Here is a 24768-nt window from a genome sequence, read left to right on the forward strand (position 1 = left end):
TTCGCTAGGTATACCGTTATTATTGCAATCAGTAATAGAAATACTTCTCATTTATATCCAAATGGCTTGTTTATGAAACTATCACAGCTACAGCAAGGGCAAAAAGCGACGATCATTGGCTTTGAACAACTGTCAAATGATGTCAGAAAGAAATTGATGGTAATGGGCTTATTGCCACAAACGCCAGTAAGATTAGTCCGTCGGGCTCCAATGGGAGATCCGCTTCAAGTTGAAGTCCGTGGTATTTCACTTGCAGTACGCACCAATATCGCAGATTCAATTGTTGTGGAGAAGAGCTGATGCAATATTCTATTCTAACCGTAGGTAACCCAAATAGTGGTAAAACGACGCTATTTAATGGTTTAACGGGCGCGAAGCAACAAGTGGGGAACTGGGCCGGTGTTACGGTCGAGAAAAAAACCGGACGTTATACTCATGCGGGAGACGAATTTTCATTGATGGATCTGCCAGGTATTTATGCTCTCGATAGTGGTAATGATGGCAATAGTATCGATGAATCGATCGCATCACGCGCGGTATTAACGCATCCGGCCGATCTGATAATTAATGTTGTCGACGCGACTTGTTTAGAACGCAGCCTATATATGACATTGCAACTGCGTGAGCTTGGACGACCAATGATGGTGGTTTTAAATAAGATGGATGCGCTCAAGCGCGAGCGTCAAAGCATCGACATTAAAGCGCTAGAAAAAGCCTTGGGCTGTCCTGTGGTGGCCATTTCAGCCAACAATAAGTCGCAAGTGGCGTATTTTAAAGAGCGTTTGCATAAAGCGCTTGTTCTTGGTGTAGCCTTGGACGAATTGCAACTCGATTATGGTCACGAGTTTGAATCTGCCATCGCACAAGTGGAAACGAGTTTTGATCAGCCGACGCAAGTGGCGCAGCGCGCATTGGCTATTCGAGCCTTGGAAAACGATCTATTGGTTTTAAATCGCTTGGCCCAACCACAACGTGAAACGATTCAAGCAACCCAAAATCGAGTAGGGCTTGATATTGACTTGTTGGTGGCCGATGTTAAATACACTTTTTTGCATCAATTATGTCAACGAGTACGTCGGTCACAAGCTAAGTTGAGCCATAGCTTTACCGAAAAAGTCGATAATGTCATCCTTAACAAATGGGTTGGCGTTCCCTTCTTTTTTATTGTTATGTACTGCATGTTCATGTTTTCAATCAACATTGGTAGTGGATTTATCGATTTTTTCGATATTGGTGTCGGGGCCATTTTGGTTGATGGCGGCCATTATCTACTCGATGATCATTTACCAGTTTGGTTAGTTACGCTGATTGCTAACGGTGTAGGCGGCGGTGTTCAAACGGTCGCAACCTTTATTCCTGTGATTGCTTGCCTTTACCTATTTTTAGCGGTATTGGAAAGTTCAGGTTACATGTCGCGTGCGGCTTTCGTCCTCGACAAAGTAATGCAAAAGATTGGTTTACCTGGTAAAGCATTTGTACCGCTAGTTCTTGGCTTTGGTTGTAATGTGCCTTCTATTATGGCGACGCGAACTCTAGATCAAGAGCGTGAGCGTAAACTTGCCGCTTCTATGGCTCCTTTTATGTCGTGTGGCGCACGTTTACCTGTTTATGCTTTATTCGCCGCGGCTTTCTTTCCACAAAGTGGTCAAAATATTGTATTTGCTTTGTATCTATTGGGTATTGCCGCCGCTGTATTTACCGGGTTTGTACTGAAGAAAACCCTGTATCCGGGTTCAAGTGATAGCTTAGTGATGGAAATGCCGGATTATGAGCTACCCACTGTGCGTAATGTTGTTCTTAAAACCTGGCAAAAACTTAAACGGTTCATTCTTGGTGCGGGTAAAACCATTGTTGTGGTTGTTACTATCTTGAGTTTTTTAAACTCAGTAGGTACCGATGGTAGTTTTGGTAATGAAGACAGCGAGAATTCTGTCTTATCCAAAGCATCGCAAATGGTTACACCTGTGTTTGCTCCTATGGGGATTAAAGAAGACAACTGGCCTGCGACGGTTGGTATCATTACTGGTATTTTTGCCAAAGAAGCGGTAGTGGGCACACTAAATAGTCTGTATGCACCGAGTGAAGGTGAAGCAGAAGAATATGATTTACTGGCAAGTCTAGAACAAGCGGTGATGTCAATTCCTGACAACTTAGCCAATCTGAGTTACTCCGATCCGCTCGGGATTGAAGTTGGCGATCTTTCTGATAGTCAAACCGTGGCAGCGGAACAAGACGTCGACAGTTCGATCTTTGGCAACCTTAAAGGTTATTTTGCTTCAAGTAGTGCCGCATTCGCTTATCTGATCTTTATCTTACTCTATACACCGTGTGTCGCAGCAATGGGAGCCTATGTGCGCGAGTTTGGCTCGACTTATGCCAAATTTATTGCTCTCTGGACGATGGGCTTAGCGTATGGTGGAGCAACCCTGTTCTATCAGGTCACCCACTTTATGGATCATCCGCTCTCAAGTGTTGGTTGGATCGTGGCGATTGCCGCCATTGGGCTGGTAACTTACCGCATGCTTAAATCTCGTGGTGCTCGTCAGTCTGAGTTGATAGAGGTTGCTGCACTATGATTCTTGCTCAATTAAAAGCGTATCTTGATCAACACGCGAGTGTTAGCCGAAAAGAGCTAGCGAAACAGTTTGACCTTAGTGAAGATGGCGTTGATGCGATGCTTTCGGTATGGATAAGAAAGGGGCGAATTTCTCGTTTGGTCGATACCAACGAGAAACAGAAAGTAATTAGGGTGCGCTACACTTGTATTGATAGTAATGCGCTCTCATTGACCGTCACCATGTAATAAGGATTAAAAAGCCGCTCTTGATGAGCGGTTTTGTTTAATTGGGAGTAAACAGAGAACTGAGTGACAGAACATTGCGAATACGAGTCTGCAGCTGAGCTTGCTCCTGCTCGTTACGCTGTTCACCACGAGTGTTCCCCCACACAGGGCCGGGCCAGGCGATATCGTCCTTAAAGCGCGCAATATGATGGATATGCAGTTGTGGCACCATATTTCCTAGTGTGCCAAGGTTCAATTTGTCAGGACGAAACGTTGCCTCAAGTGCTTGGCTAACCGCTTGTGACTCATACAGAAATTGCTGCTGCTCTTGCATTGGCAAATGGTGTAACTCTTTGAGTTGTTCGCGCTTAGGTACCAGTATTACCCAAGGCACTGCATTGTCTTTGTGCAGCAGAGCGACACAAAGCGAGAAGTGCCCGATCACGGTCGTATCTTGCGCGAGTTGAGGGTGGAGTTCAAAGCTCATGATAGTGTTCCAATTAGAGAGTAATGTGAAGAGTATACGCCAAATAAAACAAAAGGTTGGCGCTCTCACGCCAACCTTTTAATTTATCTCGAATCTCGAATCTCGAATCTCGAATTACTTACATACGTTCAAGGGTTTCAATACCCAGTAGCGATAGACCTTGTTTAATGGTTTTCGCTGTGAGTGCTGCAAGCATCAAACGACTCTGCTTGATTGACTCGTCTTCGCTGCTCAAAATAGGGCACGCTTCGTAGAAGCTTGAGAACTGACCTGCAAGCTCAAACAGGTAGCTACACATAATATGTGGCTGACCTTCGCGTGCAACAGACTGTACCGCCTCTTCGAACTGAAGCAATTTAGCAATCAAGGCCTTTTCTTTCTCTTCAGTTACTTTGATGCTACCTTGCAGATCATTCATTGCGATGCCAGCTTTAGCGAAAATAGACGCAACACGAGTGTAAGCATATTGCATGTATGGTGCTGTGTTGCCCTCAAAAGCGAGCATGTTGTCCCAGTCGAAAACGTAGTCGGTGGTGCGATGCTTAGAAAGGTCGGCATATTTAACTGCAGCCATTGCAACAGTGGTCGCAATGTTGGTTTTTTCATTGGAATCCAGTTGCGGGTTCTTCGACTCGATCAGTTTGACAGCGCGCTCTTGCGCTTCGTCTAACAAATCAGCCAAGCGAACCGTGCCGCCTGCGCGAGTTTTAAATGGACGTCCATCTTTACCTAGCATCATACCAAACGCGTGGTGCTCTAAAGTTACTTCTTCAGGCACATAACCTGCTTTACGAACAATGCTCCAAGCTTGCATTAAATGCTGATGTTGGCGAGAGTCGATGAAGTAAAGTACGCGATCCGCGCCTAACGTTTCGTAACGGTATTTGGCACACGCTATATCTGTGGTGGTGTATAGGTAGCCACCGTCACGTTTTTGGATGATAACGCCCATTGGCTCACCATCTTTGTTCTTGTACTCTTCAAGGAAGACGACTTGAGCGCCATCGTCTTCTTGAGCGATGCCTTTCTCTTTTAAATCCGCAACAATACCCGGCAGCATATCGTTGTACATGCTTTCGCCCATGACGTCATCGCGAGTTAGAGAGACATTGAGACGGTCGTAGTTGCGTTGGTTTTGGATCATCGTCACGTCAACCAGTTTCTTCCACATATCTGCGCAGTACTGATCGCCACTTTGAAGTTTTACTACATAGCTACGTGCTTTTGCCGCGAACTCTTGATCTTCATCGTAAAGGGTTTTCGATTCACGGTAGAACGTTTCAAGGTCTGAAAGCTCCATTGAAACTTCGCCTGACTGTTGCTGAACGCGTTCAAGGTTGGCAATTAACATACCAAACTGAGTACCCCAGTCACCGATGTGGTTAGCACGAATCACTTTGTGGCCTAAAAACTCAAGCGTACGGACAACCGCATCACCGATGATGGTTGAACGTAAGTGGCCAACGTGCATCTCTTTAGCAACGTTAGGAGCTGAGTAGTCTGCGACGATGGTTTGTTGCTCAGCCGCACTCACCCCTAAACGGGCATCTTGCAGTGCCACTTCGGCTTGTTTTGCTAAGAATTCTTCACTAAGAAAAATATTGATGAAGCCAGGGCCTGCAATTTCTGTTTTGCTAGCGATGCCATCAAGGTCAAGAACATCCAGTACTTTTTGGGCAAACTCACGTGGGTTAGTACCTAGTTTTTTCGCTACGCCCATCACACCGTTGGCTTGGTAGTCACCAAACTGTGGTTTTGCTGATTGGCGAACAGCTGCAGGGCTGCCTGCAGGTGCGCCAGCGGCTTCTAAAGCCTGAGATACTTTGTCATTAATAAGTGCTTGGATATTCACACGCGGTTCCTTCAATTCTTGGGAATTGGCTAGGTGTACATTCTGATATACTCAGGCTCTTACAGGGATAAGTGCTGAATATTATCCACGGAGTGGAATCAATGCATACCTGGATTTAGTTGATAAATTCGGCGCACATAATAGCAATTTTATCGGCGCGCACATAGGGAGTTAACTGGGAAATTTTCTACTTTTACTAGCGATCTTGATACTATTGCGGAGAAATCAACATTTTGGATAGATAAAAATGTCTCAACAGCTGATAAATGCTCAACTAATGCCAGATCAAATGATCACTAACCTCGATGATTTTATGCATAAAATTCAAACTCTAAGCGAGATTTTGGATATTAATCTGAATGACTTTCAAGCCGATCATATCGCGTTGCGAATCAATGATATCGAATTGGCGAAACAAGCGCATCATCAATGGCAAAAGCAAGCTAAAGTGATTTCACAAGCACAAATCAATGGCCGTCCGATTATCGTACTGTTGTTTGACTGTCTGCTCAAAGCTAGGGGATGGACGATTGAGTGCTTAGAGCTACCTTATCCAGCTGCAGGTAAACACTACCCAGTGCAGGGCTGGGAGCACGTAGAATTTGTTGTACCTTCGCCGGCTCAGACCGCGCAAGATTACCTAACCGACCTGATCTCGCGTTTTCCTTCTTTGGGTAAGCGCTGGGACAAACTCTCTGCCTTGGGCGTAAAGATCAAGCTCTCGAGTCCGAAAGGCGAAGGAGAGCGCTTGAATAACCCGACCGTTGCGTTTAAGTATCAGGGGGTTTGTATCAAGCTCCATCCTCATTCATTGAAACGTATTGTTGAGTCTGAGCAATTAGCCTAACTCGATATCTTTAGGTCTCAATTGAAACTCTTCAATTGATCCGATCTCTTGGCCAAGGTCGAGTGGCTCTGATTCGTGATGAGCATTACCTTGAGCATGCATGATCAGTCGATTGGCCATTCTGGGCTTTAGCTCGTTAACCACGAAACGAATCATATCGGTGCGGGTGAGCTTTTTCAGTTCAGCGAGTACCACTTCTTTTTGATTGAATTCACTGTCCTTATTGCCAATGGCAACCCAAAGGCGCTGAGCACGTCCGCGTAAGGTGCTATCTGGCGTAGCGATTTGATTCCATAGTCCGCGTTTACTGCTATGCCATTGGTATTCATTGAGCTCTAGCAGCACCATATAGAAGGCGTTGAGAAACTCATCAATCGATCGAATCAGATCGACTGGCGCGGCATTGGGAGATTGAACATACAGAACAATACCAGGGTGGCGATTGAGCGGTAGGTTACCAGTACCGACCATGTAGCCGAGCTGTTGTTTGGTGCGTATTTCATGAAAAAACGTTGCGGACATTAAATGGTTCGCGAGCGAATAAAGTGCGATGTTGTGTGCGCTGGAATCGTCACATTGGTAGTAAACTAAGATTGCAGAGTCTTCTTGATCACATAACACTTCGCGTTGGAAAGTTCCGCTTTTGCCAAGCATGATGAGCGGACGTAGTGCCTCTTCATATTGCTGATCTTTGACACGCAAAGCATTTTTGACTGTATTGCCTAGTGACAGCGCATCCGCTTTGATCCAATCACCATACACAAACATTTCAACATGCAATTCAGCCAAAATGCTATCAACGAAACTGGCGAGTTCATTGACCTCAATCGACTCTAACGCGTCTAACAACACAGAGTAGGGGGGATTGTTTGGCTGTAAAATTCCCGTTAGTGCATTGAATAGTTGAGAGATGGGCCTGTCTTGTGCTGAATTTCGCCAGTTTCGCAACAATTGCTGTTTAATGGTGCTAAAGCGTTGTTGGCTAAAATCTCGTTGAGCAAAACGGTCGAGAATCAGCGTCATCAGTTCCGGTTGCTGTCGACTAAAACCGGAAAGAGTAAGCGTAACTCCGCCTTGATGGGCATACATGTTGTAGCCCATCCCCGCAATTTCGGCTTGATAAGTACTGGTGGCTAAACTGTCTAAAAACATCTCTACACACAGGCGTGTTTTGACGATGTTGCGCGGGTTAGCAACGGCGTGAGGACTATCAATCGCGACATAGATCACTCCCTTGGGGACACGAAATTCAGTATCTTGTAGGTGCCATAATTTGAATCCCGGTAACTCTTCAAGTACTTGTGGTGTGTCGTGAGGTATCTCTAGCTCTTTCGGGTCGAGATGGTAGCAAATAAATGGATTTGTCTCGGGCAGAGCAAAGGGTAAAGAGCTAGGTTGACGGAACCGTTCGAGTTGCTCGGATGAAAAAGGCGTCACAGAGTAAGGCGTGAAGTACCACTTTGCAGTGCGATTGTATTGATAGCCATGGGCAATCAGCGTGGTGCGCAGATTTTCCGGAGTAAAATAGTCTAACAGTGACTTAAGCAATACTTCGTCGTAATGTGTCATCATAAAATCACCGTAGATGACATCACTTTCCTCATAGTGCTGCATGTTAATCACTAAGTGGCTAACCATATCGAGTGGTCTGGCGGGCTCTTGAAAGCGAAATGCAGATTCAAGCACCGCTTGCTTTTCAAGATAGCGCCACTCATCAAGCCCATGCTGTTGAATGAGTGCAATATAGCTAAAAATGGCTTGCGTAATGTCGTCTATATGCTCGAGCCCAATCGGAGTCAGGGCGCAACTAATAGTAAATTCACGATAGTTACTGCCACTGGTGCCACCACCGGCCGACAGTGACGTAATCCAATTTTGGTCTTTCAGTGCCAACATCAAACTACCTTCGCCCTCGTAACCTAGCAGATGAGCAAAGTATGACAGCGGTTTTGAGCGATAGTGTTCATCCATGCTTGGCATTGGAAAGGTGAGGATCAACTTGCGAATCTCTTTGACTGGTTCGACATTGACCATTATCGACGTCGAGTTTTTATCACAACAAGGTGTTAAAACCGACTTTCCTGCTAACTGATGATTAGGGATAGACGAGAACATTTCGTGGCACCAGTTTTCCATCTCATCAAGGCTATGCGCACTGGCTAAAGAGAGCGTCATTAAGTCGGCTGAGTATTTTTGGTAGTGAAATTCGACAATCTCTTTGCGTATTGATTCGCCGTTTCTGTCTCCCAGCGTTTGTAAATTGCCCACGGAAAACTTGCTGAATGGGTGGGCTGGATTAATTAATTCTTTGTGGACTTGATACAGGCGTCGAGAGTCATCACTGAGCTTGAGTTTGTACTCTGATTCGACCGCTTGGCGTTCTTTGTCAAGCGCTTCTGGATTAAACAGTGGTGCGGTAAAAAATTGGCTAAAGCGATCTAAGCTCCGCTCAAATGCATTCGAGTCAACGTCAAAAAAGAAACAGGTGTGTTCTGTTCCGGTCCAAGCATTGTTACTGCCACCATGTTGATTGATATAGCTTTGAAACTCGCCTACTTTTGGGTATTTTTCTGTGCCTAAAAACAACATGTGCTCTAAATAGTGTGCCATACCTTCACGATCATCAGGGTCATCAAAATGACCGACATTAACCGCTAAAGCGGCCGCAGACTTCTGTGCACTTGGGTCGTGAATTAACAACACCCTGACATCGTTACTAAGTGTGAGGTATCGATACTGGTTGGTGTCATTAGGGCTGATATGCACGCTGAATACTCCAAAAATGATCAAAAATAAACGCTCGGTTCAAAGACTATTCGTAAGTAGAAAGGCACAAGCGAAAGTGGTTAGGATTATAGATAATAAAGTAATTATGACTCGGATAACGCTGACTGCAAACTATCTGTTTGAGAAATATGAGCAAAACATAGATTAGCGCCGATCTCAGTTGTGCGTCAAAGAGTGTTAAGAAAGTCTGAGTCTTTCACTTGAGAGTTGATATAATTATTGATAGTTCAAGGTAAAGTGGGGTTGTTAAAGAGACAACCGAAGTTTGAAACCGCACTGACGTCATTACAAACATAATAAACCGCTGCTGACGAAAAGCGGGATAGTATCAGGAATACACCATGAATATTTTCATCATGCGCCATGGGGAAGCCGAGCATTTTGCGCAAAGTGATGCCGAACGAGCATTAACCGACCATGGTCAAAGTGCGTCACTGGCGGTGGCGCGCGAATGTGCAAAGAAAGGGGTTGCGAAATTCGACAAAGTGCTGGTTAGCCCTTATGTTCGAGCGCAGCAAACTTGGAAAGTCATTTCACAATGCTTTACTGCTGATCAAGTAGAGATATGTGATGACATTACACCATACGGAGAAGCTGGCCAAGTCGCCGAGTATCTATCGGCACTGGTCGATGTGCACCATTATCAAAATCTACTCATTGTTTCGCACTTGCCATTAGTTGGCTATTTGGCGGCTGAGTTCGTGATTGATATGGTGCCACCGATGTTCCAGACGTCGGGGCTGATGTGTATTGATTACTCCTCTCAAACACGAGCCGGAAAAGTGCGGTTTAATATCCACCCCTAAATAGTATTGGCATACATTAGGTGTGCCATTTTTGCTATTAAAACTAAATTATATACTCGTTTCGTAGTATGGCGCTGACTATAAATCTCCTTGACTCTAGATAGCCATAATATTGACACAGTGGTTGGACTGGATATTGCATGTAACTGACAAGTCATTACTTTTACCCAATATTGTAGTTGCTCAACGATGAAGTTTACTCTGCCGTTTGCACATAAATTACCGCCGATCACGCAACGCGCGATGCCAGCGATTGGCGCACCTATTATGGTGCTGTCGACGTTGGCGATGGTCATTTTGCCCATCCCACCGTTTTTGCTCGATTTGTTTTTCACTTTCAACATTGCGCTGTCAATGGTGGTGCTACTGGTAACGGTTTATACACGTCGTCCGCTAGATTTCGCTGCGTTCCCTACCGTATTACTTATTGCGACTTTGTTGCGTTTGGCCTTGAACGTTGCTTCAACGCGTGTGGTTCTGCTTTATGGTCATGAAGGCGCGGGTGCGGCCGGTAGCGTAATTGAAGCTTTCGGTAGTGTGGTGATTGGTGGTAATTACGCCGTCGGTTTAGTGGTGTTTCTCATTTTGATGATCATTAACTTTATGGTGGTCACCAAAGGTGCAGGGCGTATTTCTGAAGTGAGCGCGCGCTTTACCCTCGACGCTTTACCTGGTAAACAGATGGCGATTGATGCTGACTTAAATGCCGGCCTTATTGATCAAGACCAAGCTCGCACCCGCCGTCAGGAAGTGACCAAAGAAGCGGACTTCTACGGTTCAATGGACGGTGCGTCGAAATTTGTTAAAGGCGATGCCATCGCCGGCATTTTGATTCTCTTTATCAACATCATCGGTGGTCTTTCCATCGGTATGGTTCAGTTCGACCTTGGCTTTGGTGAAGCCGTTGAAATCTACACCTTATTAACTATAGGTGATGGCTTGGTCGCACAAATTCCTTCGCTGTTGCTTTCGATTGGTGCGGCGATCATGGTCACACGTCAAAACACAGATGAAGATATGGGACAGCAGGTGGTGTTCCAACTGTTTGATAACCCGAAAGCATTGATGATCACAGCGGTGATTCTTGGTGTGATGGGTATTGTTCCTGGAATGCCTCATTTCGCTTTTCTACTGCTGGCTGCTATCGCCGCTGGCTGTGCGTATATGATTCAGCGTAAGCAGAAAAAAGAAGCTGAGAAACCGAATTTACCCGCCAACACAGATCAAGACTCACCGACACCGAAAGAGCTTTCTTGGGATGATGTCCAACCCGTTGATATTGTTGGCTTAGAAGTGGGCTATCGTTTGATTCCTCTGGTCGATAAAGATCAAGGGGGCGAATTGCTAGAAAGGGTTAAAGGGGTACGGAAAAAGCTCTCACAAGATTTTGGCTTTCTAATCCCTGCGGTACACATCCGCGATAATTTAGAATTAACGCCCAACAGTTACCGAATTACTCTGATGGGAGTCGCGGTCGGCGAAGCCGAAATCCGTCCAGATATGGAGTTAGCGATTAACCCCGGCCAGGTATATGGCCTGATCGAAGGTGAGCCAACCATAGATCCCGCTTTTGGTTTGGAAGCGGTATGGATTCGTGAAGAGCAGCGCGAACACGCACAAGCATTGGGGTACACAGTGGTGGATTCATCGACGGTACTGGCGACCCATTTGAGCCAGCTACTGACCAACAATGCCTCACAGCTGATTGGACACGAAGAGGTGCAGAACCTGATTGAAATGCTCGGTCGTAGCACTCCGAAGCTGGTAGAGAGTTTTGTTCCTGAGCAATTGCAGTTAGGTGTGGTGGTTAAAGTGTTGCAGAACTTACTCAATGAAGCCGTGCCGATTCGAGATATTCGTACCATCGTACAAACCTTGTCCGAATACTCAAGTAAGAGTCAAGAACCTGACATTTTAACGGCTGCAGTGCGTATTTCGTTGAAGCGGTTAATTGTTCAGGAAATCAATGGTATAGAGCCGGAACTGCCAGTTATCACTCTAATTCCTGAATTGGAACAAATATTGCATCAAACTATGCAGGCTTCTGGTGGTGAATCCGCGGGAATTGAACCTGGTTTAGCAGAGCGACTTCAATCGTCGTTAAGTCATGCGACGCAAGAGCAAGAACTCAAAGGCGAACCCGCGGTTCTGTTGACATCCGGTGTGTTACGTTCAACGTTGGCTAAATTTGTTAAGAATACGATTCCTTCGCTAAGAGTTCTCTCTTACCAAGAAATCCCTGACGAGAAACAAATTCGCATTGTTCAAGCTGTCGGCAACTAGTTCTAATGCGTTGAAATACGGTACTCAATTTGAAGATTAAACGATTTTTTGCCAAAGACATGCGCACCGCCTTGCTTCAGGTTAAAGCTGAACTGGGTGATGATGCCGTGATCATGTCAAATAAAAAAGTGTCGGGCGGAGTTGAAATCGTTGCTGCTGTCGATGGCGAAGGTGCAAATCGCATTGGTGCTGGCAAAAGCACTGACAACAGCAATAGAAATAGTCAAGGCTACAACTCGACCCCAACAAATACGCCGCCTCGTCAGGCCCCTAACTCAATGCCGAGTACGACTAATCGAGCGCTCGACGATGACCGAGTGAGCCTGCAATCACAAACGGATTCTGGACGTTCAATGACTAAACGTTTTGCGAACATGCTTAAGCAATACAGTTATGGTCAAACCGATGCCGGCGGTCGAGAGGAGGAGGAGAGTTCAGACTCTTTATCCGCCTTGTTAAAGCGGCAAGCCTCGTCTCGTCCTCACAGCCAAGAAAATGTTCGAGTAAAAGAAGACTCACCGTTAGCGCGCCTCATTGCAGAAGATCGTCGTATTGACAAGCCTGCAGCCAAACTTGATCCCACACGTTATGAGCGTTCGCGACAAAACGAACCAAGCATGTCGAGTGACGATCTCGAAGAAATGAAAGAAGAAATGACATCGATTCGTCGCCTGCTCGAACATCAAGTTTCGGGCTTAATGTGGCAAGAGGTCGAGCGACGTGAACCACTAAGAGCGATGTTAATTAAGCGCCTTGAACGCATGGGGGTCTCTTCCGATCTCGCGGACCAATTGGCATGCTATATCCCAGAAGATACCCCTCCAACTAAAGCGTGGAAAGCGCTGTTGGGTTTAGTGTCTGACCAAATCCCAATTTCTAAGCAAGATATTTTAAAACGTGGCGGTGTTGTTGCACTGCTTGGCCCAACAGGGGTAGGCAAAACGACCTCGGTCGCAAAACTGGCCGCACGCGCGGCGATGGAGTTTGGCGCTGACAACGTCGCGCTCGTTTCCACTGATACTTATCGTATTGGTGCACATGAACAATTAGCGATTTATGGACGAATTATGGGATGTCCTGTAAAAGTCGCTAAAGATTCCAATGAGTTAGCCGATGTAATATATCAGTTACGAAATCGTCGCCTAATTCTGGTTGATACAGCAGGTATGGGGCAACGTGATGTAAGGCTGTCTGAGCAATTAGACACGCTTATGCATGAGAGTGGTGAGGTCATCCACAGTTATTTAGTGCTGCCTGCCACTGCACAGCGCAAAGTCCTGCAAGAGACTATCGACCATTTTAAGCGTATTCCACTGTCTGGATGCATTATGACTAAACTGGATGAATCCCTGAGTTTAGGTGAATTCGTCAGTGTAGTGGTGCAGAACGCACTGCCAGTGGCTTACATCGCGAATGGACAACGAGTTCCCGAAGATATTGTGATAGCGCAACCAAAGTATATGGTCGCTAAAGCAAATGAATTACTTGAGAAGTCGACAGATGATGAACCTCACTACTGGAATAGTGAAGCGGAGAGGTTCTAGGCGGCGGACGATTATGACGAATAATATGATACAAGACCAAGCAAGCGGATTACGCCGCTTAACACAACCTTCTTTGACTAAAGTTATCTCAGTGACTGGCGGTAAAGGCGGTGTTGGTAAATCAAACGTAGCTTTGGGTATGGCGATCTCAATGGCGCGTCAAGGCAAAAAAGTAATGGTTCTTGATGCTGATTTAGGTTTGGCAAACGTTGACGTAATGTTGGGTATTCGACCAAAACGTAACTTAGGTCATGTTTTAGCAGGTGAATGCGAGCTAAAAGATGCTATTGTTGAAGGACCACACGGTATTCGCATAATTCCTGCGACATCCGGAACTCAATCTATGACTGAGCTATCCCATGCGCAACACGTCGGGCTTATCCGTGCGTTTGGAACTTTAGAAGATGAAATGGACGTATTGATTATTGATACGGCCGCAGGTATTTCCGATATGGTGGTGAGCTTTTCACGAGCAGCTCAAGACGTGGTGGTGGTAGTATGTGACGAGCCGACTTCAATCACCGATGCCTATGCTTTAATTAAGTTGTTGAGTAAAGACCACCAAGTACCACGCTTCAAAATTGTTGCAAATATGGTCAGAAGTTATCGTGAAGGTAGAGAATTGTTCGCAAAGTTGACCTTGGTCACAGAGCGATTCCTGAATGTGAGCCTTGAACTTGTCGCATGTATTCCGTTGGATGATAAAGTTAGACAAGCAGTTAAAAAACAAAAAATTGTTGTCGACGCGTTCCCAAGATCTCCAGCGGCGTTAGCAATCGGTTCGTTGGCGAGTAAGGCACTTACTTGGCCAATACCTAGAGCACCGAGTGGACATCTTGAGTTTTTTGTCGAACGCTTACTAAATAGACCAGAGATGTTAGAGGAACCACTTGGTGAATAAGGCTTTGACCTATGACCAGTACGCCAACCAAAACAGTCAACGAGTATTTTTAGAGAAATATTCGGTGCTTGTGAAGCGTATTGCTCACCATTTACTCGGGCGTTTACCGCCAAGTGTGCAGGTGGAAGATCTTATTCAGTCGGGCATGATTGGACTACTTGAAGCTCAAAAGAACTATGATGGTAGTAAAGGAGCGAGCTTCGAAACGTATGCAGGCATCCGAATACGAGGTGCTATGCTAGATGATATTCGTCGCGGTGACTGGGTACCACGTTCAGTACATAAGTACAACCGCGAGGTTAGCCAAGCGATATCTGCGCTCGAAGGTGAGTTGAATCGAGACCCAACTGATTCAGAAATCGCCCAGCATATGGGCATTGGTTTAGATCAATACCATACGATTTTAACCGATATTAGCTGTTCACGTTTGGTTGGGATTGAAGATCTTGGCGTTTCCGAAGATGTTATTTCATCTGGAGGTAGCGAAGCAGAGAATTTACCCTTTCAGGGTGTTGCCGACGAGTATTTTCGTCAAGCTTTGGTCGACTCGATCAAAACTCTGCCAGAACGAGAAGCACTAGTACTATCGCTTTATTACGATGAAGAGTTAAACTTAAAGGAAATCGGTGAGATAATTGGTGTTAGCGAGTCACGCGTTAGCCAAATATTGAGCCAATCAATGCAGCGTCTACGCACAAAGTTAAGTGCTTGGACAAAATAATGAGTAAAAATCACTGATCTCGAACTCAGTGGAGGCAATTTTGAATAAAAACATGAAGATCCTTATTGTTGATGATTTCTCAACAATGCGACGTATCGTAAAGAACCTGCTTCGTGACTTGGGCTTTAACAACACCCAAGAAGCGGATGATGGCTTAACGGCGTTACCTATGCTTAAGAAAGGTGAATTTGAGTTTGTCGTGACAGACTGGAATATGCCAGGTATGCAAGGTATTGACCTTCTCAAGCATATCCGTGCCGATGATGAGTTGAAGCATCTACCAGTATTAATGATCACCGCGGAGGCAAAGCGCGAACAGATCATCGAAGCAGCACAAGCAGGTGTTAACGGCTATATTGTTAAGCCCTTTACTGCTGCAACATTAAAAGAAAAACTAGACAAAATTTTTGAGCGTTTATAGTCAAGGAATTGATTAAACGTTAAAAGGCCAATTCAGAATGATTTCATTAGAACAGGCAAAACAACTCGTAGAACTGTTAGAAAATGGTCAACAGCAAGACGCAAATATACTTGTCAAAGGTATCTACGAAGACGCTTCAAATCCAATGTTGCAAGAGATTGGTGAGCTGACTCGTGACTTACACGAGTCAATCAAACACTTTAGTAGTGATGAGCGTATTAGTGAGATAGCCAAGGACGAAATTCCTGATGCTAGGGATCGCCTCCAGTACGTCATTGACAAGACAGAAGTCGCCGCGAATAAAACCATGGACGCTGTCGATCGATGTATGCCTATTGCAGACAACTTGCATGAGGGGTTGCTTAAGGTGCGTCCGCAATGGAATGAACTCATGCGTGGCCGCATTGAACTCTCTGAATTCAAAGCGTTATGTCATTATATCGATGAACTGTTAGTAGAAGTGGAAGGCGATAGCTCAGAATTAAGAGGCCAATTGACAGAAATCCTAATGGCTCAAGATTTCCAAGATTTAACTGGGCAAATTATTGGTAGAGTGATTAACCTTGTTAATGAAGTTGAGGGCAGGCTAGTAGAAATATTGACCGCATTTGGCTCTAGCCACTCAGAACACGACAGTGCCAATAAGAACAACAAATCAGCAACGGATCCGGAAGGTCCTATTCTTAACCCTCAAGAAAGGGAAGACGCCGTGGCATCACAAGACGAAGTCGACGACTTACTCTCGAGTCTTGGGTTTTAGAGGTAACATATGAGCTACGAATTAGACGACGACATTCTTCAGGACTTTTTAGTCGAAGCAGGGGAGATACTAGAACTTCTCTCTGAGCAATTAGTTGAGTTAGAAAGCCGCCCTGAAGACAAAGACCTGTTAAATGCTATTTTCCGTGGTTTCCACACTGTAAAAGGTGGCGCGGGCTTCCTAGCGTTGCATGAACTTGTTGACACCTGCCACGGCGCAGAAAACGTGTTCGATATTGTACGTAATGGCCAGCGACAAGTTAGCTCTGGCTTGATGGACACCATGTTGAAGGCGCTTGATACCGTCAACGAACAATTCCAAGCTGTACAAAACAGAGAACCTTTACCCAAAGCCGAACAAGCGCTACTGGATGAGCTGCATCGACTCAGTGATCCTTCTGCGCCTGATGATCCAGAATCTGTTATTGCTGAGCAACCTGTTGTTGACGAAACGCCTATTGTTGACGAAACGCCGGTTGTTGAGGAAACGCCTGTTGAAGCACCACAAGTTGAGCCGCCTACTGAGTCTCAACAGATCTCTGCTGGTTCAATTGACGACATAAGCCAAGACGAATTTGAAAAATTGCTCGATGAACTGCATGGCTCTGGTAGCGCCCCTGGCGCGGCATCAGCTCCGGCTTCTCCGGCTACGCCATCAGTATCGGAACCGAATAGTCAAAACAGCAGTGACATTACCGATGATGAATTTGAGAAGCTTCTTGATCAACTTCATGGCTCAGGTAAAGCGCCCGGTAAGAACGAAGAGACTGCACCTGCCTCTGCCCCAGTCACTCCATCTGCTGGTGCCGTTGATAGTGATTTAATGAGCGATGAAGAGTTTGAAAAGCTCCTTGACGATTTACACGGTTCAGGTAAAGGCCCGGCAGATGATGAACTAGAAGCGGCAACTAAGCCTGCAACCGTTATCCCTGAACCAGCTAAACCTGCTGCGCAGCCTGCCGAAGTTAAGCCTGCCGAAGTTAAGCCTGAAGTGAAACCGGCTCCAGCACCTGCTGCAAAAGCGCCTCCTCCACCGCCGGCCAAAAAAGAAGCGTCGCCTCCGGCAGCGCAAGCGAAAAAGCCACCAGTTGACGCAACTGTTCGTGTTGATACTTCAACCTTAGATACCATTATGAATATGGTGGGTGAGCTAGTGCTGGTGCGTAATCGCCTGTTAAGCTTAGGGCTTAACAGCAATGATGAAGAAATGTCGAAAGCGGTTTCAAACCTCGATGTAGTCACTGCCGATTTGCAAGGCGCGGTTATGAAAACGCGCATGCAGCCGATTAAGAAAGTGTTTGGTCGTTTCCCTCGCGTTGTTCGCGATTTGGCGCGAAGCCTTAATAAAGATATTACTCTTGAAATGCGTGGTGAAGAGACTGACCTTGATAAGAACCTAGTCGAAGCGCTCGCCGACCCACTGATTCACTTAGTGAGAAACTCTGTTGATCACGGTATTGAAATGCCAGATGATCGAGTGGCAGCAGGTAAGCCGCGGACGGGTAAAGTTATTTTGTCGGCCTCTCAAGAGGGGGACCATATCGAGTTAGCTATTGTCGACGACGGTGGTGGTATGGAACCAGATAAGTTGCGAGCTATCGCGGTAAAACGTGGGATGATGGATGAAGACGCAGCGTCTCGTCTGACCAACAAAGAGTGTTTTAACCTTATCTTCATGCCTGGTTTCTCAAGCAAAGAAAAGATTTCAGATATCTCTGGGCGTGGTGTAGGTATGGATGTGGTTAAAACCGCAATCAATACTCTAAATGGCTCTATTGATATCGACTCTGAGCTTGGTAAAGGGACTAAGATTACTATCAAAGTGCCGTTAACATTAGCCATTTTACCCACACTCATGGTCGGTGTGGCGAATCACCCATTTGCACTACCACTTGCTAGTGTTAGTGAGATTTTCCACCTCGATTTAGGGCGTACCAATATTGTTGACGGCCAGTTAACTACCATAGTACGCGACAAATCGATACCACTGTTCTATCTGCAGAACTGGCTTGCACCTCATATGGGTCAAGTAGAACGAGGTAAAGGCCATGGCCATGTGGTCATTGTCCAAATTGGTAATCAACGTGTTGGTTTTGTCGTTGATACCTTAATTGGACAAGAAGAAGTGGTCATCAAACCGCTTGATAACCTACTGCAAGGCACACCGGGTATGTCTGGTGCGACAATTACCAGTGATGGTCACATCGCTCTAATTTTAGATGTGGCAGATTTGCTTAAGCAGTATGCAGCTGCTTCAAAAATCTAAGTCGCGAGATAAAGAAGGACGCATATGGCGATCAAAGTACTAGTTGTAGATGATTCGAGTTTTTTCCGCCGCCGAGTGAGTGAAATTATTAACGCAGAGCCGCGTTTAGAAGTCATTGATGTGGCGACTAATGGTAAAGAAGCCGTTGAAAAAGCACTACGAATCAAGCCTGACGTCATCACTATGGATATCGAAATGCCAGTCATGGACGGCATTACCGCCGTTCGTGAAATTATGGCGAAAAGCCCTGTGCCGATTTTGATGTTTTCATCGTTAACACATGACGGCGCTAAAGCAACCTTAGATGCGCTTGAAGCGGGTGCGTTAGATTTCTTACCAAAGAAGTTTGAAGATATCGCGCGTAATCGTGATGAAGCGGTTATCTTATTGCAACAGCGAGTGATTCAGATCGCATCAAAACGAGCTTCAATGCGCCGCGCTATTGTAAGGCCGGCCGTGTCTACTCGCCCAGATACTGCCACTACACTAAATCGTACCCCTATCCGACCTACTGCGGCAAAACCTGCTGTAGCAACGCGATTTAAAGCCAGTGGCAAGAAGTATCAACTGACTGCGATCGGTACATCAACGGGCGGGCCTGTCGCATTACAGAAAATTTTAACTAAGCTCCCGTCAAACTACCCGCATCCTATTCTGCTCATTCAACATATGCCGGCAACGTTTACAGCCGCCTTCGCTAGTCGACTGAACTCACTGTGCAAAATTCAAGTGAAAGAAGCACAAGATGGTGACCCACTCAAAGCGGGCGTTGCTTACTTGGCGCCAGGTGGTAAGCAGATGATGATTGATGGGAGACCAGGCTCAGCAAAATTACGCATCATCGATGGTGGTGAACGAATGAACTATAAACCTTGTGTCGATGTGACTTTCGGTAGTGCCGCTAAAATCTATTCCGATCAAGTACTCTCAATGGTGTTAACTGGAATGGGGGCTGATGGGCGCGAAGGGGCTCGGATGCTAAAAGATTCGGGTGCGACGATTTGGGCGCAAGATGAAGAGAGTTGTGTCGTTTATGGCATGCCGCAAGCTGTTGCTAAAGCAGGCATTTCAACAGAAGATTTGCCGCTAGATAGAATCGCTGAACGTATGTTAGTCGAAGTCGGTCTAACATAGAGGTTTCACATGATTGTATGGAGCATAGCAAACCAAAAAGGCGGTGTGGGTAAAACGACCACAACCATTACCCTGGCGGGTTTGCTAAGTAAGCAAGGAAAGCGTGTACTCTTGGTCGATACCGATCCACACGCTTCACTGACCACTTATCTTGGTTATGACTCGGATACGGTGCCCTCAAGCCTTTTTGATCTCTTCCAACTAAGGGAATATACCGCACAAACGGTGATGCCTCTGGTGATGAAGTCAGATATTGAAGGTATCGACTTGATCCCCGCGCACATGTCATTAGCCACCCTAGATCGAGTGATGGGTAATCGCAGTGGGATGGGGTTAATTCTTAAGCGCGCCTTGTTGGCCATCCGGGACCGTTACGATTATGTGCTGATTGATTGCCCTCCTATTTTAGGGGTTATGATGGTCAATGCGTTGGCGGCGAGTGATAGAATTCTTATTCCTGTGCAAACAGAGTTTCTCGCGATGAAAGGTTTAGAGCGCATGGTACGCACGTTGACTATCATGCAAAAATCACGCAATAAGCCGTTCAAAGTGACCATAGTTCCAACAATGTACGATAAAAGAACCCGCGCATCTTTACAAACGCTACAGCAATTGAAGAAAGATTACCCTGACCAAGTCTGGTCATCAGCGATTCCGATCGATACTAAATTTAGAGACGCCAGCTTAAAGCATTTACCCGTGTCTCATTTTGCTTCGGGAAGTCGTGGTGTGTTTGCTTACAAGCAACTACTTATTCATATAGAGAGGTTAGCCATTGATGACTAGCCAATCATTGCTATCGAGTGAACAAGCCCTCGACGATTACTTTTCAGCATTACTTGCAGAGGAAGTCGATCAACAAATAGAACAACTAGAGTGTGACGCAACGCTGGCCATTGTCGCTAAAACCGAACCTCATGAACTTGAGCCAATGATGCAGTCGGTGCAAGAAAAAAGTTATTTTCATACACCGGCGACTGAAGTCGAAGTGCCTAATCTTGAAGATGTGGAACGTCTACTTAAGCAGCTAGAAAGTGACAATCCCGTTGCCGATCTTGATTTAGAGCAGGTAATGGTGCAAAACACGCTCGAAATCGCCCAAGTACAGCCAGAGACATTGACTGCGGTTGAGGAAATTCAAGAGTGGGACTTTGAAGCGCCTGAGGCCGATATTGACATCGAGCAAAGCGTCGAAACCATCACTGAGTCAATCGAAGCTATTGCTCAAGTTGCTGAGTCATTGGAAACTGAGCCTGACGTGGTCACTGAGGTTGAGGTATTCGTTGATACCAATCTGACCACTGACGACGAAGACGAATTAGCAACGCAACCAAGTCATAAGTTGGCTGATGATTGGCATTCTACACAGCGTGATATTGAGTTTCCGGTACTTTACTTTGATGTCAATAACGTCACCTTTGCCGTCCCTCTTGATGAACTGGGTGGAATTCACCGTATTGCGGAAATGAATCATCTTATCGGTCGGCCTGACTGGTATCTCGGCTTGCAAACCAGTCGTGAAGCACAGTTGGATGTGGTCGATACTGCGAAGTGGGTGATGAGCGAAAAGCTCAAAGACGACACTCATAAAGAAAATTACCAATATATTGTAATGTTGGGTGAGAGTATGTGGGGGTTGGCCTCAACTCAATTGAAGGGAACCGAAGCCCTAGACCCAGCAATGGTACGTTGGCGAGAAACTGCCGGGAAAAGGCCGTGGCTTGCTGGCATGGTGAAAGAAAAAATGTGTGCTTTGATCCACGTTGAAGCATTGATAGCTATGCTTAATGCAGGACTTGATGTTAAAGCATTAGATAATTAGAACATTTATGCCGATTTAGGCTTAGAGAGGATAAGGTATGTCTCAAACTAATGAAGTTGAATTAAGAAAAGATCAGTCAAGTGATGAAGTGCTTCAGTGGGTGACGTTCCAGCTAGAAGAAGAAACCTACGGCATTAATGTCATGCAAGTGCGCGAAGTGTTGCGTTACACAGAGATTGCCCCTGTACCTGGTGCGCCTGATTATGTTTTAGGTATCATTAATCTTCGCGGTAACGTAGTCACTGTCATCGATACTCGCTCACGCTTTGGTTTGATGCAAGGTGAGATTACCGACAATACACGTATTATCGTTATTGAGTCTGAACATCAAGTGATTGGTATTTTGGTTGATAGTGTCGCTGAAGTGGTTTACCTACGTTCTTCTGAAATCGATACGACACCAAGTGTCGGTACCGATGAAAGTGCCAAGTTTATTCAAGGTGTCAGCAATCGTGATGGTAAATTACTCATTCTGGTTGATCTTAATAAACTACTCACTGATGAAGAGTGGGATGATATGGCTCATCTGTAATGGATGCGAGTTGGATGACAAATGCTCCGGTGATCGCTGGGGCTATTGTTTCAATCATATTACTGTTTTTTTTGGCAATTTTTCGACTCAAGCAAGGGCAAGTTCGTGCTTCCGAACATATCCGTCAACAGAATAGCCACTTAGATAAACAACTGCAAAAAGCCAATAAGCAACTGTTAGAATTACGCTCTGTAGTGGTTGGACTTGGGCAGAAAGTCAGTGAACAGCAGGATTTGATCCAGCATTTAGGTGAGCGTATTACTGAATTAGAACAAGTCGATAGCGATGGACGACTTTATTCTAGAGCCACCAAGATGGTTCAGTTAGGTGCCGACCTGGAAGAGTTGATTGAAGAGTGCGAATTGCCTAAAGCGGAAGCCGAACTGATGATGTCGCTGCAAAACAAAATCACGGGCAAAGAAAAAATCCCCCCTTTAGAGAGCGGTTTTGAACGCCGCCAAGCTTCTCGTCGAAGAACAACCAGTAAGAAATGATTGCTAAAAAGTGCCTAAGGGCACTTTTTTTATGTCTAGTTGTAATCATTTAGTGGTAGTTACTAAGGTTTGTGGTTAGATATTAACAGATTCTTACTTAGTTTCGTGATTCGTATAGGTCTATTTCTGTTTTGCCATCAATAGGCTGTGGTAAGATACAGCCTCGAAATTTATCTAGTGATCCCAAATGTTAGAAGTATCTCAACTGACCGCGATTAGAGATGAACGAACGTTGTTTGAATCTCTGTCTTTTACTATAGATTCTGGCGAATTAGTTCAGATTGAAGGACGAAACGGCACCGGTAAAACAACCCTTCTGCGCATCATTACAGGATTGGGTGACCGTGACAGCGGCGATATTTTTTGGGATGGTGAACAGATAGAGTCTAATCGCGATGCTTTTCATCAAGAGTTGTTGTTTTTAGGTCATCAAACGGGTGTTAAGCGTGAATTGACCGCATACGAAAACCTCCGCTTTTACCTTAGTGTTCATGCCCAAAAGCAGGTAGATAAACTAACAGTCTATCAAGCGTTGACCAAAGTTGGTCTTGCTGGGCGTGAAGATGTTCCTGTTGCACAGCTTTCTGCTGGTCAGCAGCGTCGTGTTGCCTTAGCACGTTTATGGTTGAGTGATCATAAGCTATGGATACTTGATGAACCCTTAACCGCGATTGATAAGCAGGGAGTTAAAGTTCTTGAATCACTGTTTTTGCAACATGCTGAAAGCGGCGGTATTGTGATGCTAACTACGCACCAAGACATGTTCGCCGATAACCCAAAACTTAGAAAAATTAAACTGGGTGATTAACCATGTTTGGTACCATCAATAGTATTATTAGACGAGAACTTCTCATCGCTTTTCGCCGCCAAGCGGATATTTTTAACCCTTTGTGGTTTTTTATTATCGTGATTACTCTGTTTCCGCTTAGTATCGGTCCTGAGCCTAACTTGTTAGCACGTATCGCAGCGGGTATTGTGTGGGTCGCCGCGCTGCTTTCGGCCCTGTTATCACTTGAGCGTCTATTTAGAGACGATTTCCAAGATGGTGCCTTAGAGCAGATGATGCTGATCCCCGTGCCTTTGCCTGTGGTCGTAATCTCGAAAGTGATTGCGCACTGGCTGCTGACGGGGTTGCCGTTAATTATTATCAGCCCGCTACTTTCGGTGCTGCTGTCGCTCGATTTTAATTCCTGGCTTGGTGTTGTACTTACCCTACTCATAGGTACGCCAACTTTGAGCTTTATCGGGGCAATAGGCGTGGCGCTGACGGTTGGATTACAAAAGGGCGGCGTATTACTCAGCTTGTTAGTGTTACCCCTCTACATCCCAATTTTGATTTTTGCGACCTCAGCCATTGATGCGGCATCTTTAGGAATGGCGTATAACGGACAACTCGCTGTGTTAGCTGCAATGTTGATGGGTTCCATGACCTTAACGCCTTTTGCTATAAGTGCGGCGTTGCGAGTTAGTGTCAATTAACGGTTACGGTCGACGAGTCGTTACCCTTTATAAAATACAATAACGGAAAATTGTTTAGCCCAAGTTAAACGAAACTGAAGTGAGAGTGAGAACAACAATGTGGAAATGGCTTCACCCTTATGCCAAACCAGAATCGACTTATCAGTTGTGTGGTAAGTTACTGCCTTGGTTTTCCATACTGGCGCTGTTGTGTTTATCTGTTGGTACTGTGTGGGGGCTTGCCTTCGCGCCATCAGATTATCAACAAGGCAACAGTTTCAGAATTATTTATATTCATGTTCCTTCGGCAATTTGGTCGATGGGTGTTTACATGTCGATGGCGATAGCGGCGTTTATCGGCATCGTATGGCAGTTGCGCTTATCGGATATGGCCGCCGCAGCCATGGCACCTATAGGCGCAGTGTTTACTTTTATTGCGCTAGTCACGGGTGCGGTATGGGGCAAGCCTATGTGGGGAACATGGTGGGTTTGGGATGCTCGCCTTACGTCGGAACTGATTCTTCTATTTCTTTATCTGGGTGTTATTGCGCTTTATCACGCATTTGACGATCAAAAAGCAGCGTCAAAAGCAGCTGGAATTTTAGCGATTGTTGGTGTGGTTAATTTGCCGATAATTCACTTTTCCGTCGAGTGGTGGAACACACTACACCAAGGCGCGACGATTACTAAATTTGAGCAACCATCTATCTCGAATGATATGTTGTGGCCGTTGCTACTCAATATTTTTGGTTTTGGGTTTTTCTTTGGCGCACTAACAATGATTCGCTTACGCAATGAAATCATTCATAAAGAGAGTCACCGTCCTTGGGTGAGGACGCTAGCTAAAGTGACATCTCAGAGAGGAGGTTAAG

The 24768-nt window shown here is 45.5% G+C and carries 23 protein-coding genes; 20 read left to right on the forward strand and 3 right to left on the reverse strand.

Translation table 11 applies throughout. The annotated features are described in order from the left end of the window. Positions 1 to 72: 72 nt before the first annotated feature. From CDZ87_RS08185 to CDZ87_RS08195, 3 genes are read left to right on the forward strand one after another with little or no spacing between them, the layout of a single operon-like run. Positions 73 to 300, forward strand: a complete 228-nt coding sequence (locus tag CDZ87_RS08185) for a FeoA family protein (RefSeq protein ID WP_100753101.1) — start codon at positions 73 to 75, stop codon at positions 298 to 300. Next, positions 300 to 2576 (forward strand): Fe(2+) transporter permease subunit FeoB, encoded by a 2277-nt coding sequence (gene feoB / locus CDZ87_RS08190; RefSeq protein ID WP_100753102.1) that lies wholly within the window; start codon positions 300 to 302, stop codon positions 2574 to 2576. The genes CDZ87_RS08185 and feoB overlap by 1 nt, the downstream gene beginning before the upstream one ends. Further along, positions 2573 to 2803: a FeoC-like transcriptional regulator gene (locus CDZ87_RS08195; RefSeq protein ID WP_100753103.1), complete on the forward strand. Its 231-nt coding sequence runs from the start codon at positions 2573 to 2575 to the stop codon at positions 2801 to 2803. Before feoB ends, CDZ87_RS08195 begins: the two co-directional genes overlap by 4 nt. Positions 2804 to 2840: 37 nt before the next feature. Here the strand turns inward: CDZ87_RS08195 and CDZ87_RS08200 are convergent, their stop codons facing one another. After that, a complete protein-coding gene (locus CDZ87_RS08200; protein WP_100753104.1) occupies positions 2841 to 3269 on the reverse strand; it encodes an HIT family protein in 429 nt (142 codons plus the stop codon). Positions 3270 to 3387: 118 nt separating this feature from the next. Continuing rightward, positions 3388 to 5121: an arginine--tRNA ligase gene (gene argS, locus CDZ87_RS08205; protein ID WP_100753105.1), complete on the reverse strand. Its 1734-nt coding sequence runs from the start codon at positions 5119 to 5121 to the stop codon at positions 3388 to 3390. Positions 5122 to 5368: 247 nt separating this feature from the next. Between argS and CDZ87_RS08210 the strand changes: the two genes are divergently transcribed. Further along, positions 5369 to 5968, forward strand: coding sequence for a VOC family protein (locus CDZ87_RS08210; protein WP_100753106.1), 600 nt, complete (start codon positions 5369 to 5371; stop codon positions 5966 to 5968). Here CDZ87_RS08210 and CDZ87_RS08215 read toward each other — a convergent pair. Further along, a complete protein-coding gene (locus CDZ87_RS08215; protein WP_100753107.1) occupies positions 5960 to 8734 on the reverse strand; it encodes an insulinase family protein in 2775 nt (924 codons plus the stop codon). The genes CDZ87_RS08210 and CDZ87_RS08215 overlap by 9 nt on opposite strands. 362 nt (positions 8735 to 9096) lie before the next feature. On the opposite strand from CDZ87_RS08215, the gene sixA reads away from it, so the two are divergent. The 16 genes from sixA to CDZ87_RS08295 all read left to right on the forward strand — a co-directional run bounded on the left by sixA (position 9097) and on the right by CDZ87_RS08295 (position 24767). Continuing rightward, positions 9097 to 9561: a phosphohistidine phosphatase SixA gene (gene sixA / locus CDZ87_RS08220; protein WP_100753108.1), complete on the forward strand. Its 465-nt coding sequence runs from the start codon at positions 9097 to 9099 to the stop codon at positions 9559 to 9561. A 189-nt stretch (positions 9562 to 9750) separates the two neighbouring features. Further along, the gene (gene flhA, locus CDZ87_RS08225) at positions 9751 to 11844 is read left to right on the forward strand and encodes a flagellar biosynthesis protein FlhA (protein WP_100753109.1); all 2094 of its coding nucleotides are present in this window, start codon (positions 9751 to 9753) and stop codon (positions 11842 to 11844) included. Between the two features lie 29 nt (positions 11845 to 11873). Beyond that, complete coding sequence (flhF, locus tag CDZ87_RS08230; protein WP_100753110.1) at positions 11874 to 13388, forward strand: flagellar biosynthesis GTPase FlhF; 1515 nt, start codon at positions 11874 to 11876, stop codon at positions 13386 to 13388. Positions 13389 to 13401: 13 nt separating this feature from the next. Next, positions 13402 to 14289, forward strand: coding sequence for a MinD/ParA family protein (locus tag CDZ87_RS08235; protein WP_172953565.1), 888 nt, complete (start codon positions 13402 to 13404; stop codon positions 14287 to 14289). Continuing rightward, entirely contained in the window at positions 14282 to 15010 is a 729-nt protein-coding gene (locus tag CDZ87_RS08240) for an RNA polymerase sigma factor FliA (protein WP_100753112.1), read from the forward strand. Before CDZ87_RS08235 ends, CDZ87_RS08240 begins: the two co-directional genes overlap by 8 nt. A 52-nt stretch (positions 15011 to 15062) precedes the next feature. Further along, positions 15063 to 15431: a chemotaxis response regulator CheY gene (gene cheY, locus CDZ87_RS08245; protein ID WP_100753113.1), complete on the forward strand. Its 369-nt coding sequence runs from the start codon at positions 15063 to 15065 to the stop codon at positions 15429 to 15431. A gap of 37 nt (positions 15432 to 15468) precedes the next feature. Further along, on the forward strand, positions 15469 to 16191 hold the full coding sequence (locus CDZ87_RS08250) for a protein phosphatase CheZ (RefSeq protein WP_100753114.1): 723 nt from the start codon (positions 15469 to 15471) through the stop codon (positions 16189 to 16191). A gap of 9 nt (positions 16192 to 16200) precedes the next feature. Continuing rightward, positions 16201 to 18456, forward strand: a complete 2256-nt coding sequence (locus CDZ87_RS08255) for a chemotaxis protein CheA (protein ID WP_100753115.1) — start codon at positions 16201 to 16203, stop codon at positions 18454 to 18456. Between the two features lie 24 nt (positions 18457 to 18480). Next, positions 18481 to 19590: a protein-glutamate methylesterase/protein-glutamine glutaminase gene (locus tag CDZ87_RS08260; RefSeq protein WP_100753116.1), complete on the forward strand. Its 1110-nt coding sequence runs from the start codon at positions 18481 to 18483 to the stop codon at positions 19588 to 19590. 9 nt (positions 19591 to 19599) lie between these two features. Beyond that, complete coding sequence (locus tag CDZ87_RS08265) at positions 19600 to 20376, forward strand: ParA family protein (RefSeq protein WP_100753117.1); 777 nt, start codon at positions 19600 to 19602, stop codon at positions 20374 to 20376. Then, complete coding sequence (locus tag CDZ87_RS08270; RefSeq protein WP_100753118.1) at positions 20369 to 21412, forward strand: chemotaxis protein CheW; 1044 nt, start codon at positions 20369 to 20371, stop codon at positions 21410 to 21412. Before CDZ87_RS08265 ends, CDZ87_RS08270 begins: the two co-directional genes overlap by 8 nt. A gap of 37 nt (positions 21413 to 21449) precedes the next feature. Next, the gene (locus CDZ87_RS08275) at positions 21450 to 21944 is read left to right on the forward strand and encodes a chemotaxis protein CheW (protein WP_100753119.1); all 495 of its coding nucleotides are present in this window, start codon (positions 21450 to 21452) and stop codon (positions 21942 to 21944) included. Then, complete coding sequence (locus tag CDZ87_RS08280; RefSeq protein ID WP_100753120.1) at positions 21944 to 22438, forward strand: DUF2802 domain-containing protein; 495 nt, start codon at positions 21944 to 21946, stop codon at positions 22436 to 22438. The genes CDZ87_RS08275 and CDZ87_RS08280 overlap by 1 nt, the downstream gene beginning before the upstream one ends. A gap of 187 nt (positions 22439 to 22625) precedes the next feature. Further along, positions 22626 to 23246 (forward strand): cytochrome c biogenesis heme-transporting ATPase CcmA, encoded by a 621-nt coding sequence (gene ccmA / locus CDZ87_RS08285; protein ID WP_100753121.1) that lies wholly within the window; start codon positions 22626 to 22628, stop codon positions 23244 to 23246. Between the two features lie 2 nt (positions 23247 to 23248). Then, positions 23249 to 23917, forward strand: a complete 669-nt coding sequence (ccmB, locus tag CDZ87_RS08290) for a heme exporter protein CcmB (RefSeq protein WP_100753122.1) — start codon at positions 23249 to 23251, stop codon at positions 23915 to 23917. A 97-nt stretch (positions 23918 to 24014) separates the two neighbouring features. After that, complete coding sequence (locus CDZ87_RS08295) at positions 24015 to 24767, forward strand: heme ABC transporter permease (RefSeq protein ID WP_100753123.1); 753 nt, start codon at positions 24015 to 24017, stop codon at positions 24765 to 24767. Position 24768: the final 1 nt, after the last annotated feature.

This window comes from Vibrio salilacus (assembly GCF_002811245.1).
Lineage (GTDB): Bacteria > Pseudomonadota > Gammaproteobacteria > Enterobacterales > Vibrionaceae > Vibrio > Vibrio salilacus.

Coding starts and splice junctions, on each gene's coding strand:
- CDZ87_RS08185 (WP_100753101.1), top strand. CDS start 73: ATGAAACTATCACAGCTACAGCAAGGGCAAAAAGCGACGATCATTGGC.
- feoB (WP_100753102.1), top strand. CDS start 300: ATGCAATATTCTATTCTAACCGTAGGTAACCCAAATAGTGGTAAAACG.
- CDZ87_RS08195 (WP_100753103.1), top strand. CDS start 2,573: ATGATTCTTGCTCAATTAAAAGCGTATCTTGATCAACACGCGAGTGTT.
- CDZ87_RS08200 (WP_100753104.1), bottom strand. CDS start 3,269: ATGAGCTTTGAACTCCACCCTCAACTCGCGCAAGATACGACCGTGATC.
- CDZ87_RS08210 (WP_100753106.1), top strand. CDS start 5,369: ATGTCTCAACAGCTGATAAATGCTCAACTAATGCCAGATCAAATGATC.
- sixA (WP_100753108.1), top strand. CDS start 9,097: ATGAATATTTTCATCATGCGCCATGGGGAAGCCGAGCATTTTGCGCAA.
- flhA (WP_100753109.1), top strand. CDS start 9,751: ATGAAGTTTACTCTGCCGTTTGCACATAAATTACCGCCGATCACGCAA.
- CDZ87_RS08235 (WP_172953565.1), top strand. CDS start 13,402: ATGACGAATAATATGATACAAGACCAAGCAAGCGGATTACGCCGCTTA.
- cheY (WP_100753113.1), top strand. CDS start 15,063: ATGAAGATCCTTATTGTTGATGATTTCTCAACAATGCGACGTATCGTA.
- CDZ87_RS08250 (WP_100753114.1), top strand. CDS start 15,469: ATGATTTCATTAGAACAGGCAAAACAACTCGTAGAACTGTTAGAAAAT.
- CDZ87_RS08255 (WP_100753115.1), top strand. CDS start 16,201: ATGAGCTACGAATTAGACGACGACATTCTTCAGGACTTTTTAGTCGAA.
- CDZ87_RS08260 (WP_100753116.1), top strand. CDS start 18,481: ATGGCGATCAAAGTACTAGTTGTAGATGATTCGAGTTTTTTCCGCCGC.
- CDZ87_RS08265 (WP_100753117.1), top strand. CDS start 19,600: ATGATTGTATGGAGCATAGCAAACCAAAAAGGCGGTGTGGGTAAAACG.
- CDZ87_RS08270 (WP_100753118.1), top strand. CDS start 20,369: ATGACTAGCCAATCATTGCTATCGAGTGAACAAGCCCTCGACGATTAC.
- CDZ87_RS08275 (WP_100753119.1), top strand. CDS start 21,450: ATGTCTCAAACTAATGAAGTTGAATTAAGAAAAGATCAGTCAAGTGAT.
- CDZ87_RS08280 (WP_100753120.1), top strand. CDS start 21,944: ATGGATGCGAGTTGGATGACAAATGCTCCGGTGATCGCTGGGGCTATT.
- ccmA (WP_100753121.1), top strand. CDS start 22,626: ATGTTAGAAGTATCTCAACTGACCGCGATTAGAGATGAACGAACGTTG.
- ccmB (WP_100753122.1), top strand. CDS start 23,249: ATGTTTGGTACCATCAATAGTATTATTAGACGAGAACTTCTCATCGCT.
- CDZ87_RS08295 (WP_100753123.1), top strand. CDS start 24,015: ATGTGGAAATGGCTTCACCCTTATGCCAAACCAGAATCGACTTATCAG.